Source organism: Veronia nyctiphanis (genome assembly GCF_004116385.1).
Classification (GTDB): Bacteria; Pseudomonadota; Gammaproteobacteria; order Enterobacterales; family Vibrionaceae; genus Veronia; species Veronia nyctiphanis.
In genome coordinates this window covers 61,750-79,462 of record NZ_PEIB01000021.1, presented here as the reverse complement: position 1 = coordinate 79,462, position 17,713 = coordinate 61,750, and the positions used below count along the sequence as shown (strand labels likewise).

Here is a 17,713-nt window from a genome sequence, read left to right as displayed (position 1 = left end):
GAAATATATTTTTCAAATACATATTAATTAAAACACTAATGGAATAAATATTCCACATAAATGGAATGTAATTTAAGCAATAACAAGAAAGTAAAAAATATGTTTTACGACATTATTTTAAAATAAAGAATTTATAGTCTTGAAACAGAAAGCCCCCCGTAAGGGAGGCTTTTTATTACTTAAACGTTATATTTCATTTACTTCCGCGAGTACTTCCGCAATTTCTGGGGAGTCTTTAGACAGCTCACCGAAACCCCGTAAACCGACCACATGAACATGTTCACGATCATTAAAGATCTTACGAACCAACTTATAAGTTGTTCCCTGCTCCGGACTGATATTTTCAGGTGCTGCAATCAGTAACTGCATATCTAGTCGATGACAAAGCTCAAAGAGCGTGGATATCGACTTCGCATCCAGTCGCGCTGCCTCATCAAGGAAAAGAAGACGACAAGGCACCACATCTTTGCCACGAAGCCTGCGGGATTCCTCTTCCCAACTTTGTACAACCATCAGCAGAATTGCCTGACCAGTACCGATCGCCTCGCCCGTTGACAATGCGCCAGACTCAGCGCGTAACCAGCCATCTGTTCCTCGGTTAACCTCGATGCCGAGTTCGAGATAGTTCCGATAATCGAGCAGCTCTTCACCAATGGTCTGTGGAGTCCGTTGCCCCATCTCAATGTGCATATTGAGACGCTGGAACAGCTTCGCCATCGCTTCAGAGAAGGTCAGCTTGTTATTGCCAAACAGATCCTGATGTTGCTCTGCCTGCTCTGCCAGTCCCATAAGCAGCTTGGCGTGACTCTCACGGATCGTCACATTAAGACGCACGCCTTTCACCTGACCAAAACCGATATTCTGCAGTCCCTGATTGAGCATGCGGATACGGTTCTGCTCGCGCTGAATGGTTTTACGAATAATGTTCGCGACAGATTCCGAGCTGATCGCCAGCCTATGCTCACGCTGAGACAGCTCTTCGGTGAGACGAGCCAACTCTACTTCCATCTCTTCGATCGCTTCAACCGGATCATCCGTCCGGATAATATCGTGACGAATGCGCTCGCGCAGATGGGTGTAAACAGCGACATAGAACAACACTTTTCGTTCTGGGTAAGCATTGTCTTCAGAGGCACGCAGGGCATCGCGAAGTGTTTCGTTATCGGCAACGGCAAGGCGAAGCGCGCCCAATGATTTATCTGAGAGTGAACGCAGTTCTTCTGCCGACATATAGGCCATTTCACGGCGGTTCAGTTGTTTTTCAACTTCGCTGTCGCGGGCAATTTTGAGAACTTCCACCCAACCTGCTTTGGCATTAACAACAAACTTACGAACTTCAGCGTACTCTTTCGCTGCTTTCCTCAGCGTTTTGACCAACGACTTCATCTCCAATTCCAGAGATGTTACGCCTTTTTCCAGCTCACTCTTACGCTGGCGCGACTGTTGAAGCTGCATATTGAGCTCGTCGCGGCGCTGGCGCGCCCGTTCCTCAGCGTCAGCATCTGCACGAACACCCAACTCAACCAATTCGCGTTTGAATTCAGTGACCGTTTCTTGTTTAGCTTGATGAGAGGTTTTCAGTGTTATCAAAAGCTGATTGTACTGATTTGTCTGTTGGCGTACCTGCTTAACATTTTCACGCGCACGTGTTCTGACGCGCTCAGCATCTTCCAGTTTCTTTTTCAGCTGATCATTGAGTTCGCTACTCTGACCAAGCAGCTCAACAGCATCGGCGTATGCAAAATATTGACGACGCTCCACGAGATCAGACAGCGCAAAGACCTGCTTTTTGATATCTTGCAGTTGGGTATCAGCGTGTTGGTGCTGTTCTTTCAACAATTCAAACTGCTCTGGGTCTGAGTCCAGCGTCGAAACCAACCCTTCCAGCTCGGATATCGTTTTACCGTGCTCACGCACAAAGTGATGCGCTTCCTCAGCCTGTTCTAGCCTCGCCTTCACTTCTTCAAGACGTTCCTGAACTGTGTCATCTTCAAGTATGCCAATAAGTGGCAGTAACTTGTGAAGCTGCGAAATACCCTCTTTAACAGAGCGTAACTGGCTTTCCATCTGCTTGCGGCTATCAACGATTTTGCTAAGTTCGCGTTGAATCTGGCTGCGCTTTTCGTATTCTTTTTTCAGTAACGCTTCAGGGTCTGCATCGAACGCAACACTCAAATGCGTCGACACAAAGGCATTAAAGCTCTGCGTAAGACGGTGTAGTTTTTGTGCATCAAAAGACGCCTTCGCATAGTCCTCAATCAGCGCTTCACGTTTATCACGCAGTGTTTCCAGTCGATGTTCACGTGCAGCACGGCCAAACAACGGGACTTTCGGGAAACGTGAATAACGTAACTGTCGATCATTCAGATGAACACAGACCGCACCTTCCATCTCATCTGAGTCAAAGACACTGTCGTCAAAGCCGTCAGCCTCTCCCTCAATGATGTAGAGATCATCAGGACAGTCATCAATACCAACCAGTTTCTCTTTGATACCTTTTAAGTCAGGTACCACGATTGCGTGTCTGGCGGGGCCATACAAGGCACTGAAATACGGTGCATCATCAAGTGTGATGTCATCATAGATCTCTGAAAGCAACGTGCCGCCGAGTGTATCAGCGAGAGACTTTAATCTCGCATCGTCACTGCCACCCGGTTGGCCCAGACGTTCAATTTCAGTATCAAGTGAGGATTTTTCAGCCGACAGACGATCACGCTCAACAATGACTTCACGCTCTTGAACGCTGACAGATTGCATGGTGTCGAGAACAGCCTTGCTGTCATACAAATCCGCATCAGCTTGCTCGCTCAGTTTTTCCAGTGCTTCGTTGGCGTGAATCCATGCAGGCGCTTTACTCTCAAGCACTTTTATCGACGCAAGGATGTCCTGTTCACTGCGTTGAAGCTCTCTTGCTCTGTCTTGAGCATCAGAAAGCGTTTCTTCGAGCTGTTCACGTTGGGCGTCCAGATTCAGCTGTTCTTCTTCCACATCAGCTTCGGACGCTACATTGATTGCGTGCGACTGTTTAAAGCTGTCAGCCAACGTCTTGGCCTGCTGTTGACCGCGCAATTGGCGCTCAAGGTCACGATGCTGTGATTTTAACTGCTCGGTGTTGGAAGCGAGTACAGCGAATTGTCGATGTTTTGTCACCAAATCACGCGCTGTCTTTCCTGCCTCTTCCCGTTGAGTGTCAGCCTGTATGCGGCGGACAAGTTTGAGACCTTTCTCAAACTGTTCAACAGCCGCCGATGACAAATCAAGGCGGTGTTTGAGGCTCAGTACTGAGGAGGTAAGAGACTCTTCTTCTGCTCTCACCTGCTGCAGATTCTCAGTTACATTGTCTTCACTAAGGTCAGCGTTACCCGTCACTGAACGGGCCTTTTCCAATGCCTGAACCGCTTGTTGATACTGCAATGCGCGGGTTTGTTGCATATCAAGTGCCTGTTGGTAGTCAGCCAGCTGTGTTTTCAGGCTGTCGACTTCCTCTTCGGCTTGGCTCACCTGTTCTTCAGCGACGGTCAGCTGTTCTGTTGCCTCTTCAACAACCAGCATTTGCTCTTCAAGGCGCTCTGCTAGCTCTTCCAAGTCTTCTTGATAACGCTCAACTTTCTCTTGCTGGCGAACCGCCGTCTGGACAAGTTGAAGGTGATCGGACGCCGCCTGATGGTCTTGCTCAAGGTGCGACTGATTGTGAGTCAGGGCTTCGAGTTCATCTGCCATCACGCCTGAAGCGTGGCGTTTGTCATCTAACTGACTGCGCGAGCCCATTACTTCATTGCGATATTTCATCGCTAAATCAAGCTTCTTACGACGCTCGTTGGCATGGCGCATGTAGTCAGACGCCACATAATTGGTCGCTTCCGTAATCAGGTGTTTAAACAAATCACGGTCTCGCTGCGTGAGCTTGATAGCTTCCATGGTCATGCGATTTTCACGCAGCGCGATTTCCATGTCTTGGAAGGCTTTTTTCACCCCGCCATTCTGTGGCAGTAGATAGTCACGCAGGGACTTGGTGATCGCGCTGGAAATACCGCCATACAAAGACGCTTCAATCAGACGATAGAACTTGGAGCGGTCGCTTTGTGAGCGGAGTTTCTTCGGCAGCGCGCCCAACTCAAACATCTGCGAGTGGTAGTCAGTCACAGAATTGAACGCTTTGAACTGTGCCGTTTCGAACTGTGCAACCGCCTCTTTCACTTCATTAATCTGACGCACACGGACCTGAGAGTCTGACAGGTTTTCAATCAGAACATCGGTGGGTTTTACGTGGCTCGGCAGACCCTGGATGATGAAGGGCTTGATATCCACTTTTTTGTCACGCCCGGCAACCTGCTGGAGGCGAACGGCGAACATCAAACGCTGGTTACGGGAGTTAATGACTTCCAGTACTGAGTAGCAGGCACCTGGCTTCAATTTACCGTGAAGGCCTTTATCGGCCGATGAACTTGAGCTACCCGCTTCTGTGGTGTTTCTGAAATGCAGCAGTGTCTGATCAGGGATCAGCGAGGTGATAAACGCCGCCATGGTGGTCGATTTACCTGCGCCGTTTCCGCCAGATAATGTGGTCACCAGATTATCGATGTCAAAGGTACGCGCAAAAAAGCCGTTCCAGTTGACCATGGTCAGAGATTGGTATTTACCGCGTTGTATCATGCGTCGCCCTCTGCGTTTTCTTCTTGTTGTTGGTCATAGAGCAGACTGCCCTGAGCGTGTTCCTGCGCGTGAACCACAGCCTCGCCATCACGGATCAATCGTAATTGCGCTTCACGGGCATCATCCCCGGCTCTCACATCAGCACCAAAGCGGAATGTGGCTTCACTGACGCGAAACTTGCCGTTTTCTCCCACGGGCACAATCATGCCAATGCGGCGGAGTCGACGAAGCGAGGTTTTCACTTTGTCGAACAATTTTTCACGATCTAAATCGGAGCCAGTGGCACGATTGGTCACCAACTTCATGAGTTTTTTCTCATCAGCCAGCGTCAGCAATTCGTCAAAGAGTTCCTGCGTTGAGAATATTCCCTCCTGCGCCAGCCTTTCTGGACTGAGGTAGAGGAAACACAACACCTTGCCGACCAGCATGTCGAGCTCAGATAACACGCTTCGCCCAATCAAGGCTGTAGAACGCGGTCTCAGGTAGAAAAAGCCTTCAGGTGCTCGCACCAGTTCGGCGTTATAGCGCTGATAAAAATGTGCCAGTGGTGTTTCAAACTCAATCAAATAAGCGTGGTTATCCATGTCTTCGCTGGCGATATGTCGACCAGCACGCAGCACGCTATCCAGCGCCGGGAATAATGGGTTAGCTATCGCTTTGGCTAACGCTTCCGGCAAAATTTCTTCAATATTTATCGATGACATTTGCTTGTACCTTGGCTCCAAACGCGTTGATGTCTTTCCAGTCAGGTTGAATTGCATTCAGGTCTGATTGCGAATATCCCATTCGCACGGCCTGATTGATGACAATCCTTGCCAAATCAAAGTGACGGGCTTGAGGATGCTGGGCCAAATAATTTTTTAATAAGGTGCCGAGATCGATTACCCCACCGTTGGCGCGATGGCGTGAAAGCATGTCGGCAATCTGATCGCCCAGTTGGTCATTAACCAAAGTGAGCTCTTCGAATTCCACTTCTGACGGCATCTCCCCGGTGACTTCATCGTCACGTAGCACCAGTGCCTCATCACGCATATCGAGAAGGCGCTCTGCATCAGAAAAAGTAAGCAGCCATGGGCTGTCAAAATAGTCGGTCACCGACTGGCGCAAACGCTGGCTGAACGCCCGGTTTTTGTCCATATCGATGGCATTACGAATAAATTTATGAACATGGCGGTCGTAGCCAATCCAGAGATCTATGGCCTGTTGCCCCCAGTTAATTATGCGATCAAGCTTCATCTGGAGACTGTGGATCATGGCATCGACGAAGTCTAAATCGTCTCGACGATGGGTATGCTCCTGAATATTGAGCAGTTGGCTTTGCAACTGGTCGCCCGCTGATTGCAGAGTATCCTGAAGCTCACGCAAAGTACTGGAGGTTTCATTCAGCAATTGCTCACAGTTCGCAATCGCCGCCTGCCAGTCCTGATTCAAAAGTTCAGCAATATCATGCTTCACCTTCTGTTGCTGCTCATCCATCACACGCTGGTTAAGGTCAATCCGATCGAAGATCTCCGCTACGGAGAACTTGAGCACGCTATAGACATTGCGATACCAAAAGTCTGCATCACCGTCTTCGCTTGCGGCTTCCAATGCTTTGTTGATCTCATCAGCCACCATCGACAACTGAACCGACAGCTTGAGAGAACTGTATTCACGGTGACGGGAATAATAGTCGCTGATACCAAGTGCAAGTGGAGTAAGACGGTAGATGCTTGCGCCTTCGGTCATTTCACTGGTGAAACGACTGATGAGACGACTACGGACCATATCATTGATTGCGTTGTTTGCCCGAAAGGCAATAGTTTCTTTACTCTGGCCAAAGTGGTCGCTGACGATACGAAATGCATCAATTAGCTCCCCCTCTCCCAACTCCTCATCAAACTTGTCGCCACTCAGGGCAGCAATTGCGAGGAGGAATGCCAGACGTTCCGGTGCCAGATTTAAGGAAAAGTCGTTTTGCTTTACCCACCCAACCAGCTCAGGAACGGTCTGAGAGTGTTCACTCATCCGTTTACCTTGTTGTAATGCTTATATTTTGTTTTTCTTAGCTCTCTGGTCTTTGCGCCCAAACATGGATATAACGCCCCAGAGAGACAAAAGGCTCTTGGCGACAAAGTTTCTGTTCCATCGCCACAACCTGTTCAAATGTAAAGTCGCCAGTCCTGCTGTCACGCATGTAATCGTGAAAGGTCCGTACGCCGCTTTTACCCAAAATGTTAAATCCTGCCGCTTCTATCCAGTGGTATACCTCTTCAGGTGGCAGGCCCTTTTGAGGTTGAAGTTTAAAACGTTTACGGTGCGGCATACCCTCTTCAACATGTGTTAGGTTGCCGCATATCAAGTTCTTGAAAAGCAATCCGTTCTGGTTATAAAACATGACTGATGCGACACCGCCAGGCGCCACTTGTTCAAGCAAAATCTCTAACGCCGCTTTCGGATCGCTCAACCACTCCATTACAGCGTGGAACAACACCAGACTAACTGGCGTGTCAATGTGCTGTTTTATGTCTTGAACCGCACAATGCACGAGACAATACTGATCCATCAAGCCATTTTCTGTGATCTGGGTTTTAGCTAGCTCAAGCATCTCTGCTGAAAGATCGCATAATGTGACCTTGTGCCCCTGTTTTGCGATTAACTGCGACAACTGGCCAACACCACCCCCTGCATCCAGTACCGACAATGGCTTGTTTTTATTCAAAAGTGTCAGAATTTGCTCGATATCCTGCCAAACGACAGCTTGTCGAATCTCGCCTTTGCCTGAACCGTAGATGTTTTTAACAAATTTGTGGGCGATGTCGTCGAAATTTCTATCCTCAGTCACAGCGGCTTCGTTATCATTATTTGAAAAAGGACTTTCATTTTCTCACAAGCCCGCAGTTAATAAAGGTTTGATGCGGCAAATGTCCTCCGTTTGACTACATTTCGGCCACATTGCATGTTTGAACTAAAAAAACTGATCACTACGCTACTCATGCCACTCCCGGCGCTGCTCCTTATCGGGTTTCTTGGCCTTTTCTTCTGTTGGTTTACTAACCGACGGGGAGTGGGCACTTTTCTTATTTTTCTCTCGTTGGCCGGAATTGCACTCGCATCCTTTCAGCCTTTAACATCGTCACTGCTTCTGCCACAGGAGCGAAAATTCACAGGATTTCTACCAACAGACACGCCAGTCGATTACGTGATGGTACTGGGACACAGCCATGTCGTTGACGACTCCATTCCACCCACCTCTGAGTTATCTCGAACGGCCTTGATGCGACTTGCAGAAGGGATTCGTATTCAGCGAATGTATCCAAGTTCGGAACTGATTCTCTCTGGCTATGACGGAGGGCACGAAGTCAGTCACGCGAGAGCGTTGGCTCGTGTCGCCATAGCGCTCGGTGTCAACAAAGACAAAATCATGTTGCTTGAAACAGCCAAAGACACATGGGAAGAAGCAAGACAAGCCGCATCTGTGGTAGGCAGAAGCAATATGGTGTTGGTGACATCTGCCAGTCACATGCCGCGCGCGATGTATGACTTTGAAAGCGCAGGACTGAACCCTATTCCTGCACCGACAAACTTTTTGGCGCAGAAAGAAATCAAACTTCCATGGATAAAATATTCACCAAGAGCTCAATATCTTGAGCAGTTTGAGCGTTTTTGGCATGAGTTTCTCGGACAAGCTTGGCAGAAGCTCAGAAGCCAGTTGCCATTCGATGACAGGAGCGCTGACGAGCCCGCTCCTGTGACAACGCCTGACCAGTAAACATACCGCTATCTACAAAAAAAGCCCTCAGTGAGGGCTTTTTTATTTCAATCGTTTTAAGTTGCCTTATTGAGAAGAGACTATACTCCGAACCTTTTCAAGATCTTCAGGCGTATCCACGCCAGCAGGGGGTACTTCAATCGCAACATCAACATGGATTTTCTCACCGTACCATAGCACCCTGAGCTGCTCTAAGCTCTCGATACGCTCGACAGGGCTCGGCTGCCAGCTGATATAGGTTCCAATAAAACCTGCGCGATAACCATAAATACCGATATGACGTTTCAGATCATGATGGATTTCAACAGGGTCTTTACCAAAATTATCGCGATCCCAGGGGATCGTCGCACGACTGAAATACATGGCGTAGCGTCTTTGTCCGTCACGACCTTGACCACATTAGGGTCAAACACTTCCTCTTTCGAATCAATGTTAATAGCAAGCGTCGCCATCGGTGCCTCATTGTGGCTGAGGTTTTCCGCGACTTGTCTTATGACGGCAGGCGGTATAAGCGGTTCATCACCCTGTACATTAATAATCAATTCGTCATCAGCCAATCGATAAGTCTCTACCACTTCGGCTAATCGCTCAGTCCCTGATTGATGGTCAGGACTGGTCAGACAGACGTCTCCACCAAAAGCGTCGACTGCATCAACAATGCGTTGATCATCTGTCGCAACAATAACACGTGTAGCCCCAGACTTAACTGATTGCTCGTAAACCCATTGCACCATTGGCTTGCCACCGATATCTGCCAGAGGCTTACCGGGAAGCCGGGTTGACTCATAGCGAGCAGGGATTACGACGGTGAAGTTCATTTCTCCACCTCTTCAGAGGTCATCTCGCGTGCCTCATCAGACAACAGCACAGGAATACCGTCACGAATCGGATATGCAAGGCGATCGAACGTACAAATTAGTTCATTAGTTTCCTTATTAAACTTCAGCTTTCCTTTGCATATAGGGCAAGCCAAAATCTCATGCAGTCGATGATCCATATGTTTCCTTTACTTTCATAATTTTATTAATGATGGTTTCTGCTGCGACATTAGGTAAGTGCGCATCGACAGGGACATACCACCAGTTACCGATTTGATTATCTTTTACGTATGACTGACATTTTACCGCATCTTTTTCAGTCATGATCAGCTGTTGATTGTCGTTTGTCAGTGATGCTAATTCCGACATTTCGAACGATTTGTGATCTGCAAATCCATGCGCTGTTTGCGCTGGGTTACCCAATTCATTGAGTGTGTTAAAAAACCGCTCAGGATGACCAATACCTGCAATCGCAACCAGCTCACCAAGCTCAGTCACATGAGCCTGTTGGCGTGTAAGAAGATTGATAGCTTTGGACGCCACAAGACTCATGCTGATCTCAGTTTTTTCAGGGTGGCCGCCATTACAGATTACAAAATCCACGTCTTTTAGGCGACTTCGTGGTTCACGCAATGGCCCCATCGGCATAGCATGCCCATTACCAAATCGTCTGTTACCGTCAATCACCGCGAACTCAATATCCCTGTCCATTTTGTAATGCTGAAGACCATCATCAGTCACAATGATATCGACACCAAGGGGAAGCAATGACTTGATGGCTTCACTTCGGATCGGAGAGACAGAAACAGGAACACCTGTTCTTTTGGCAATTAAGACAGGTTCGTCACCCGCTTCTTTCGCAGATGAAGATTCATCAAGCACATAAGGATATTGCGGTGCCTTTCCTCCGTAACCGCGAGAGACTACGCCTGGATTTAACCCTTTGGCTTTCAGTTGTTCCACCAGCCAAACAACAACGGGGGTTTTCCCATTACCACCGACGGTAATATTTCCCACTACAACAATCGGAACAGGGGCACGATAAACATCAGAACTGTTTGCTAAAAAACGCTGCCTTCGCCCCGCGGCGATGTGGGCAAATAGCTTACTCAACGGCCATAAAAGCGGTGAAAGCACCCAACCAAGTGGGTGCTTATCAAACCAAATTTTTTCTACCAGACCGGACAAGTTGATTACTCTCCGAACTGGATACGATGTAATTGAGCATACGCACCGTCTTTTTCCAGAAGCATTGAATGATCTCCGCGTTCGACAATCTGACCTTCTTCCACCACGAGAATCTCATCTGCACTTTCAATGGTGGACAGACGGTGGGCAATCACCAGTACGGTTTTATCTTTCTGAAGTTCGTCCAATGCTGCCTGAATTGCTCGCTCTGACTCTGTATCAAGGGCAGATGTCGCCTCATCAAGGATCAACACAGGCGCATTTCGTAGTAACGCGCGGGCAATGGCAAGACGTTGCCTTTGACCGCCAGATAGGCTGACACCATTTTCGCCAATAATGCTATCGAAGCCTTGTTCCATGGCTTCAATAAATTCCTTCGCATAGGCAAGCTCTGCTGCTTTCTCTATTTGCTCACGGCTATACTGGCCTTCTGCCGCATAGGCAATGTTATTTGCGATGGTGTCATTGAACAGGTGAACGTTCTGAGAAACGACAGCAACGTGGTGGCGAAGATTTTTCAGCGTGTAGTCATCGATACTGACATCATCTAGCTCGATTGTGCCGCTGTCGATATCGTAAAAACGGGTCAACAGGTTAGCGATGGTGCTCTTGCCAGAGCCAGAACGTCCTACTAAGGCCAATGTTTTGCCAGCAGCCAGCTCAAAACTCACATTACGCAATGCAGGCGTGTCTTTCGTCGGATAGGTGAAGACGATATCTTTTACCGCTACTTTGCCTTCGACAGAATCAACGGCATGCTTGCCATAATCTTTTTCGGTTTCCATATCCATGAGGTCAAACAGACTGTTACACGCTGCCATACCGCGTTGAAACAGGGAACTCACTTCTGTCAGTGCCTTCAGTGGTCTCATCAGCCAAACATGGCACCAAATACCACTGCGAAGCTACCCGACGTTAACGTGCCTTGAAGAGATTCGCTGCCAGCCAGCAACAAAACAACGACCAGAGCAGAGGAGGCAATAATTTGGATAACTGGGTTGGCAATAGCAGTGGCTGACGTCAGCTTCATTGATTGTTGGCGCATACGGTTACTGACATCGTCAAAGCGCGCACGCTCGACTTTCTGACCACCAAAACTCAGTACCACTTTATGGCCTTTCAGCATCTGTTCAGCTGACGAGGTGACTGAACCCATTGCTTCTTGCATGTTGGAGGAAATTTTTCTGAAGCGTTTAGATACGATGCTAATGGCAATAGCAACGACTGGCGCGACCACAAGCAAAATCGCTGAGAGTTGCCAGCTATTGTAAAACATCAACGCCATTAAAAAGATGATGTTTGCACCTTCCCGAACGAGGTTAACCAATGCGTTACTTGTAGCGAAAGCAACTTGCTCTGAGTCATACGTTATTCTGGACAAAAGTGCACCTGAAGACTCTTTATCAAAAAACGCGACAGGCATGTGCATGAAATGATTAAACAGCCGACGGCGCATTGTCATCACAACTTTCTGTGACACCCAAGCGAGGCAGAAAGTAGACACAAAACCTGATAGACCTCGAAGAACAATCAGAACCACAATAAAAACAGCGATGTCGTTTAACGTGAGGCTCGCAAACATGTCAGTCAAACTAAAGTCAGTAAGCCATGAACCTCCAGGTATTGAAACAGCAGCCTGAGTCGCTGAGTTGTCAACAACACTAGCATTACCTCCTTGAACGAAGCCATTGTCCAAAAGTGGCTTCAGCATAGCCATCATGGTCACATCACTGGCAGCATTTAATATCAATGCAAAAGCAGCGACAAAGAGGCCTGATTTATAATCTGCTACCATTGGCCAGAGTTGCTTAAATGTTTCCCATGTTGTTCTATCTTGATATTTTGTCATTTGTTTTCGGTTTAATTACAGCCAATGCAAGTTGCTGGCATTCTACTCTTTTCTTTTATCCTTACCAAATAACTTGTTCCAAGCCCTATGGATAAAAACGATGTGCTTGGTCATTCGCCAGTAATTGTCCACTATTTATGCCACCCCAATTAACAACATCGTTCACTTTGCCATTTGCATATTTATATGCAATAAACCTAATAAAAACGCATGAATATTTTTTCGTGCAAATGTGTCTGAAATTGTTAGTAAATGTTAACAACTTGAGTGTTTACTTCCAAGGATTCTCATTCTAGACACATTGATCGATTGCCCATCGATTGCTCAATTATGCAAATCCCATTAATCTCTAGTGGTACGACCAGCAAGAAAGTAACATTTAAAACAACAGATTTTTTGGGCGACAACTGACAAATAATGTGAGCTTTACAGATACTTGAATAGCCTAGTGTTCGATGGCCGTTGTATTCCTCTGAGGTAGGACCTGCACCGTGACACGTCTCCTCTACACCACATTATTTATGGTACGTCGCCACTGTCGCAGTGGACATTTCTGAAACGGAAGCACCTTTACTCTTCTAGCATGCTTGGGAGGGTAATATTCCCTTCTGGTATCACTGTATTGAAATGGACTGACGGTTTACAAGGAGATAGACAACCATGGCAAAAAATACCGACCAGCTCAGTATTTTTGACATCTTAAAACGAGTTCCCTCGATTATCCCAGATGCACCCAAGTTCATCGAAGCGTTATTGAGGCTCCGACTGACACCCAGTGAAAAGAAATTTAATTTCACGCAGATGTTTGTTAAACAAGTTAAGAAGCAAAAGTCACGTCCATTCATTTCCGATGAATACTCTCGCTACAGCTATGAAGAGTTTAATAATTGGATCAATCGCCTTGCACATCAATTTCAGGGAAGAGGAATAAAGAAGGGCGATAAAGTCATCTTGCTACTCGAAAACAGTACTGAACAGATGGCTGTGTCTTATGCGTTGAGCAAAATTGGCGCAATTAGCGCGATGATCAACACATCCCTTAGAAAAGAGTCTCTAAGACACTGTGTGAAACTGGCAGAGCCTAAAATTCTTATTGCTCACCATCATTTCATCGATGCAATCAAAGAAATTGAATCGAGTATCTCTGACGTAGAACAGCAATATATTGAGTACGCAGGTGAAACAAGCAACGTTCCCTCTATACAACAGCAAAACAAAGCCGAATTCGACTTGTTCTGTTTTACTAACCCAGAACAGGAGCCGGTCATTCATGAGCCGACTCTAGCGAAAGATGCTTGCTTTTATATCTATACATCTGGCACCACAGGGATGCCAAAAGCGTCGGTCATTTCACATGGCCGCTGGCTGAAAGGATATTGTGCATTTGGCTTGACAGGACTGCGACTCAACAAAGATGACAGTATGTTGGTCGTACTGCCGCTCTATCACGCAACGGCGATGGTTGTATGTATGACCTCTGTCATCGCGGGCGGTGCGCAAGCGGTTATCCGCAGAAAGTTTAGTCTTTCCAAATTCTGGTCAGACGTAAAAGAAAACGAGATTACCGCGTTTGGTTATGTCGGGGAGATCTGTAGATTCCTTCTGAATGCAACACCAAGCGAAGCAGAGCGTGGTCATAAAATGACCAAAATGATCGGTAACGGTTTGCGCCGAGACATTTGGATGGAGTTCAAAGAAAGGTTTGGGATTGAACAAATCTGCGAATTCTATGCATCCAGCGAGGGCAATGCTGCATTCTTCAATGCGCTGAACATCGACGGAACGATTGGCTTGTCAGTAAACCCTTTTGCTGTCGTTAAATATGACACCGATGAAGAAGCGCCAGTTCGTGATGCAAAAGGCAGAATGATCAAACAAAAAGCGGGAGAAAAAGGCCTGCTATTGGCAGAAATAACCAAGCTTCACCCGTTTGATGGATATACACAGAAGGAGCAAACCGACAAAGTTATCTTCCGTGATGTATTCAAAAAAGGTGACGCTTATTTCAACACGGGTGACATGGTTCATTTAATGGGCTTTCGCCACATATTCTTTGAAGACCGTATGGGCGACACCTTCCGCTGGCGTGCTGAAAACGTGTGTACGACTGAAGTCGAAAGCAGCATTATGGAATTTAATAATGGAAGGCTCGCGATTGAACATGCGATCGTCTATGGTGTGAAAGTACCTGATTGTGATGGTCGAGCCGGAATGGCTGCGATAAAGCTTAACGGTACTGCTGAAACCGACGTTTTTGATTTTGATAAATTCCACAAGCACATTTCATCTTTAATGCCTCATTATGCTGTGCCGGTTTTTGTGAGATTTATTAATGAAGTTCAGCTGACAAGTACTTTCAAATATCAAAAATCAGGCCTCAAAAATGATGGTTTTGATGTCAGTAAGGTAAAGGATCCTATCTATTTCCTAAACCCTACTGACAATCGATATACCAAGCTAACACCAGAAATTGCTTCACAAAAAGAACTGTGGCAAATGCTCTAACTCGCTGCAGGCGAGAGGTGATTTCATCGCCTCTCGCCTTTGCGCACTATTTTTGCAAGTGAAGAAATCTCTCCGATGCTTTTGGCGCTAAGCCAATGCGATACCAATAAGGTTGAACATCTTCACGCCTCGTTTGTACCTCAACGCCTGCACCAGAAAAAAGTAAGTCAACTTGTCCCACTTCAGCGGTATCAATCCAACGAACGCCCGTTGAACGGTACCTGGCAGCAATAAACGCAGCTGGAAGTTTCCACGCAGAGTAGCGAGCAGAAGAGACAACACCGATGTCTGGCAAAAACGTGGAAAGAAACACTTCCGAAGACGATGTCTTACTGCCATGGTGAGGAACCAAAATGACATCAGTTCGAAAATCTGAATATCGGGCAGCGATATGACGTTCTCCTCGGCGGGTAACGTCACCTGTCAACAAAAAGCCTGATGTCCCATCTGAAACCCAAACGACACACGAGTCTTCATTTCCTGCTCTGGTTGCTAATGCATCAGGCCACAAGACGATAAACGTTAGACCTTCCCATTGCCATTTTTCACCCGCTACGCAAGGCTGATGCCCTTTTTGAACAGAGCTGCTTCTCTGCCAATTCGGCTTCAGATTATCCTCGACCCATTCTCTGCCACCAGCATGGTCTCCATCGGCATGACTTAGAATAAGACCGTCGATATTATCAATTCCACGCTGGCGTAGTACGGGTGAAATAATGGACTCCGCAATACTTCCGTTTGGCCATCGAGCTCCGGTGTCATAGAGAATAGCGTGCTGGTTTTTCTCAATAAGTACGGCTAACCCATGCCCTACATCAAGAACACTGGCACGCCAGTAATTGTCCGACGGCTCTTCAATCTTCCATCCGACAAGAATCAATGCCACCGTCACCATCGGTATCAACATTTGTCGAGATCTGAAAAGCACAAAAATAAATAAAAACGAACATAAGATAATCAGCCAGCTATTTGAGACTGTCGGCAAGGATAGCCACGTCCCCTCAACACTCTCCGCCAGCCTCCATATTGGGAACAAAGACATGTCAGCAAGCGTCCACAGCAACTTACTGACCAGAGAAATTGGGCTGCACAAAAGCGCAATAAGCACCAGAGGAACCGTTAATACGCTCACCCATGGAACAGCTAGGAGGTTAATAAACAGTGAGAATGGAGATATGCCATCGAAAATCTGGTTGATGACTGGCAGCATCCCAACAGTGATCACCAACTGTATCGCCAATAGCTGTTTTACTTTAGCTCCGAAGCGAAACTTACCATTTTTATTCACTGTAGAGCCTGCAATGGCTGGGCTATATGCAAATAAAGAAAGAACAAATACTGCAGAAAATGACATCCAGAAACTGATGGAAAATATCGCTAGAGGATCAACGATTAGACATGCCGCTAACGCAAACAGGAGCAATGACATCGGAGACAAATTTACCCTGAGACGCGTCAAAAAACACAGGCAAATAACGACAGTCAATGCTCGTATTGTTGGAATAGAAAAGCCAGAGAGCCATGCATAAGCAATTGCAAGGAGAGCGCCTGTCCAAAGGGGTAACCAAAGAAACCTTGCCCTCTCACCTGACATCCCTTGAAAAACTCGTCCTAAAAGTGCACCAAACCAATAAGCCAGCCCAATATGTAACCCTGAAATGGCCATGAGATGAGCGATGCCACTATCGCGCAATACCGTCCATTCCCTGTCTGATAATAAGCTTCTGTCGCCGAATGCCAGCGCAGTGAGGAGCGCATTATAGGTTTTACCGTCTAATATTGGTGATACGACATCGTAGATTTGTTGACGCAAACTGGTTTGAGAGTTGACTAACCGAGCCGAAAGCACGGATCCTTTTGCGTGAATGTGGTTGGATAGAAAATAGGTTTCGGCATCAAAGCCTGCCTCGTTCAGCATTCCATAAGGCTCACGCAGTTTTACTCTAAGCTGCCATGTTTGTCCTTGTTTGAACGGATACGGGCCATCAACAAATAATCGAGCAGTGAAACGCTGACGACGGGATAATTGTTCACCATTTAACTGTTCAACAATAAATATTTTATTTGTAGGTAAATTTTCTGCTGTAAAAAGACTGCCAACTTTAACGACTATGTTAGTATGCTTGCGCTCTTCAGCGCTGACACGAATTTTTTCTAGGTGAAAGTTCGCTGAATAAGCTGCTATCAACGTACCTAACAAGAGTCCTATGACAAATTTTGACAATTTTCCGGGTAGGTATATAGATATAACTATCAGGACAAGGAGAGTCACATAGCCATCGGGCAATGATGGCCAATATCGATGAGTGAACACAGCCGAAATGATTCCAGCGGCTATCCAATGCATCTTGTCAGCCTTTTAGAGATAATTGTTACACTATGCCGAAAAACACAATTAAGCGCTTTTTGCCCAAACATGATGTCATCCGGGAACAAAAAGCTCTGAAGATTTTTGGAAACCTTTTGTATGACCCGAACTTGTGGTGCCTTAATCGCCGCTCTGCATCGGGCGCCTTCGCAGTCGGCCTTTTTATGGCATTTGTTCCGCTTCCTACCCAAATGATCATGGCTGCTGGTGCAGCGATTATGTTTGGCGTTAACCTGCCATTGTCTGTTGCCTTGGTGTGGATCAGTAACCCTGTGACTATGCCTGTGATGTTTTACCTTGTGTACTTGCTCGGTGCATGGATTCTGAATACCCCTGAATACCCTTTTCACTTCGAGCTCACCTGGGAGTTTCTGTTCAACCAAATGGGGCATATTGGACCTCCATTTTTGCTTGGCTGCTTGATTTGCAGCATCTTCTTCGCATTGGTTGGGTACTTTGGGATTCAGGCACTCTGGCGATATTCCGTGGTTAGAAGCTGGAAAAAACGCCGCCAGCGTTAGATTCCCCTACCATAACAGCCATAAATAAACCCTCCAACGGAGGGTTTTTTGCTTCTAGTC

10 protein-coding genes and 2 pseudogenes are annotated in these 17,713 nt (G+C 46.8%); 3 read left to right on the top strand and 9 right to left on the bottom strand.

Annotation, left to right across the window (positions count from 1 at the left end; all coding sequences use genetic code 11):
• Positions 1–186 precede the first annotated feature (186 nt).
• From mukB to cmoM, 4 genes are read right to left on the bottom strand one after another with little or no spacing between them, the layout of a single operon-like run.
• Entirely contained in the window at positions 187–4,653 is a 4,467-nt protein-coding gene (gene mukB / locus CS022_RS15875; RefSeq protein WP_129123111.1) for a chromosome partition protein MukB, read from the bottom strand.
• Entirely contained in the window at positions 4,650–5,357 is a 708-nt protein-coding gene (gene mukE / locus CS022_RS15870) for a chromosome partition protein MukE (RefSeq protein ID WP_129123110.1), read from the bottom strand. Before mukE ends, mukB begins: the two co-directional genes overlap by 4 nt.
• Complete coding sequence (mukF, locus tag CS022_RS15865; RefSeq protein WP_129123109.1) at positions 5,338–6,660, bottom strand: chromosome partition protein MukF; 1,323 nt, start codon at positions 6,658–6,660, stop codon at positions 5,338–5,340. Before mukF ends, mukE begins: the two co-directional genes overlap by 20 nt.
• A gap of 37 nt (positions 6,661–6,697) precedes the next feature.
• The gene (cmoM, locus tag CS022_RS15860; protein WP_129123108.1) at positions 6,698–7,477 is read right to left on the bottom strand and encodes a tRNA uridine 5-oxyacetic acid(34) methyltransferase CmoM; all 780 of its coding nucleotides are present in this window, start codon (positions 7,475–7,477) and stop codon (positions 6,698–6,700) included.
• Positions 7,478–7,591: 114 nt separating this feature from the next.
• On the opposite strand from cmoM, the gene elyC reads away from it, so the two are divergent.
• The gene (gene elyC, locus CS022_RS15855; RefSeq protein WP_129123107.1) at positions 7,592–8,404 is read left to right on the top strand and encodes an envelope biogenesis factor ElyC; all 813 of its coding nucleotides are present in this window, start codon (positions 7,592–7,594) and stop codon (positions 8,402–8,404) included.
• 66 nt (positions 8,405–8,470) lie between these two features.
• On the opposite strand, the pseudogene kdsB reads toward elyC, so the two are convergent.
• The 4 genes and pseudogenes from kdsB to msbA form a co-directional block, all read right to left on the bottom strand.
• Positions 8,471–9,222: pseudogene (kdsB, locus tag CS022_RS15850) on the bottom strand (3-deoxy-manno-octulosonate cytidylyltransferase).
• Positions 9,219–9,401, bottom strand: coding sequence for a Trm112 family protein (locus CS022_RS15845; protein WP_129123106.1), 183 nt, complete (start codon positions 9,399–9,401; stop codon positions 9,219–9,221). The pseudogene kdsB and the gene CS022_RS15845 overlap by 4 nt, the downstream one beginning before the upstream one ends.
• Positions 9,382–10,401: a tetraacyldisaccharide 4'-kinase gene (lpxK, locus tag CS022_RS15840; protein ID WP_129123116.1), complete on the bottom strand. Its 1,020-nt coding sequence runs from the start codon at positions 10,399–10,401 to the stop codon at positions 9,382–9,384. The genes CS022_RS15845 and lpxK overlap by 20 nt, the downstream gene beginning before the upstream one ends.
• 14 nt (positions 10,402–10,415) lie before the next feature.
• Positions 10,416–12,205 (bottom strand): annotated as a pseudogene (gene msbA, locus CS022_RS15835) (lipid A ABC transporter ATP-binding protein/permease MsbA).
• A 714-nt stretch (positions 12,206–12,919) separates the two neighbouring features.
• Between msbA and CS022_RS15830 the strand changes: the two are divergent.
• Positions 12,920–14,764 carry a long-chain-acyl-CoA synthetase gene (locus tag CS022_RS15830; protein WP_129123105.1) on the top strand — a complete coding sequence of 615 codons (1,845 nt, stop codon included), beginning with the start codon at positions 12,920–12,922 and terminating at the stop codon, positions 14,762–14,764.
• 46 nt (positions 14,765–14,810) lie between these two features.
• Here CS022_RS15830 and CS022_RS15825 read toward each other — a convergent pair whose 3' ends face one another.
• Positions 14,811–17,111 carry a DNA internalization-related competence protein ComEC/Rec2 gene (locus CS022_RS15825; protein ID WP_129123104.1) on the bottom strand — a complete coding sequence of 767 codons (2,301 nt, stop codon included), beginning with the start codon at positions 17,109–17,111 and terminating at the stop codon, positions 14,811–14,813.
• 32 nt (positions 17,112–17,143) lie between these two features.
• On the opposite strand from CS022_RS15825, the gene CS022_RS15820 reads away from it, so the two are divergent.
• A complete protein-coding gene (locus tag CS022_RS15820; RefSeq protein ID WP_129123103.1) occupies positions 17,144–17,653 on the top strand; it encodes a DUF2062 domain-containing protein in 510 nt (169 codons plus the stop codon).
• Positions 17,654–17,713: the final 60 nt, after the last annotated feature.

Bases quoted from the DNA above. Each gene is read 5' to 3' on its own strand.
- CS022_RS15820 (WP_129123103.1), top strand. From the start codon at position 17,144: ATGCCGAAAAACACAATTAAGCGCTTTTTGCCCAAACATGATGTCATC.
- CS022_RS15825 (WP_129123104.1), bottom strand. From the start codon at position 17,111: ATGCATTGGATAGCCGCTGGAATCATTTCGGCTGTGTTCACTCATCGA.
- elyC (WP_129123107.1), top strand. From the start codon at position 7,592: ATGTTTGAACTAAAAAAACTGATCACTACGCTACTCATGCCACTCCCG.
- CS022_RS15845 (WP_129123106.1), bottom strand. From the start codon at position 9,401: ATGGATCATCGACTGCATGAGATTTTGGCTTGCCCTATATGCAAAGGA.
- CS022_RS15830 (WP_129123105.1), top strand. From the start codon at position 12,920: ATGGCAAAAAATACCGACCAGCTCAGTATTTTTGACATCTTAAAACGA.
- mukF (WP_129123109.1), bottom strand. From the start codon at position 6,660: ATGAGTGAACACTCTCAGACCGTTCCTGAGCTGGTTGGGTGGGTAAAG.
- mukE (WP_129123110.1), bottom strand. From the start codon at position 5,357: ATGTCATCGATAAATATTGAAGAAATTTTGCCGGAAGCGTTAGCCAAA.
- mukB (WP_129123111.1), bottom strand. From the start codon at position 4,653: ATGATACAACGCGGTAAATACCAATCTCTGACCATGGTCAACTGGAAC.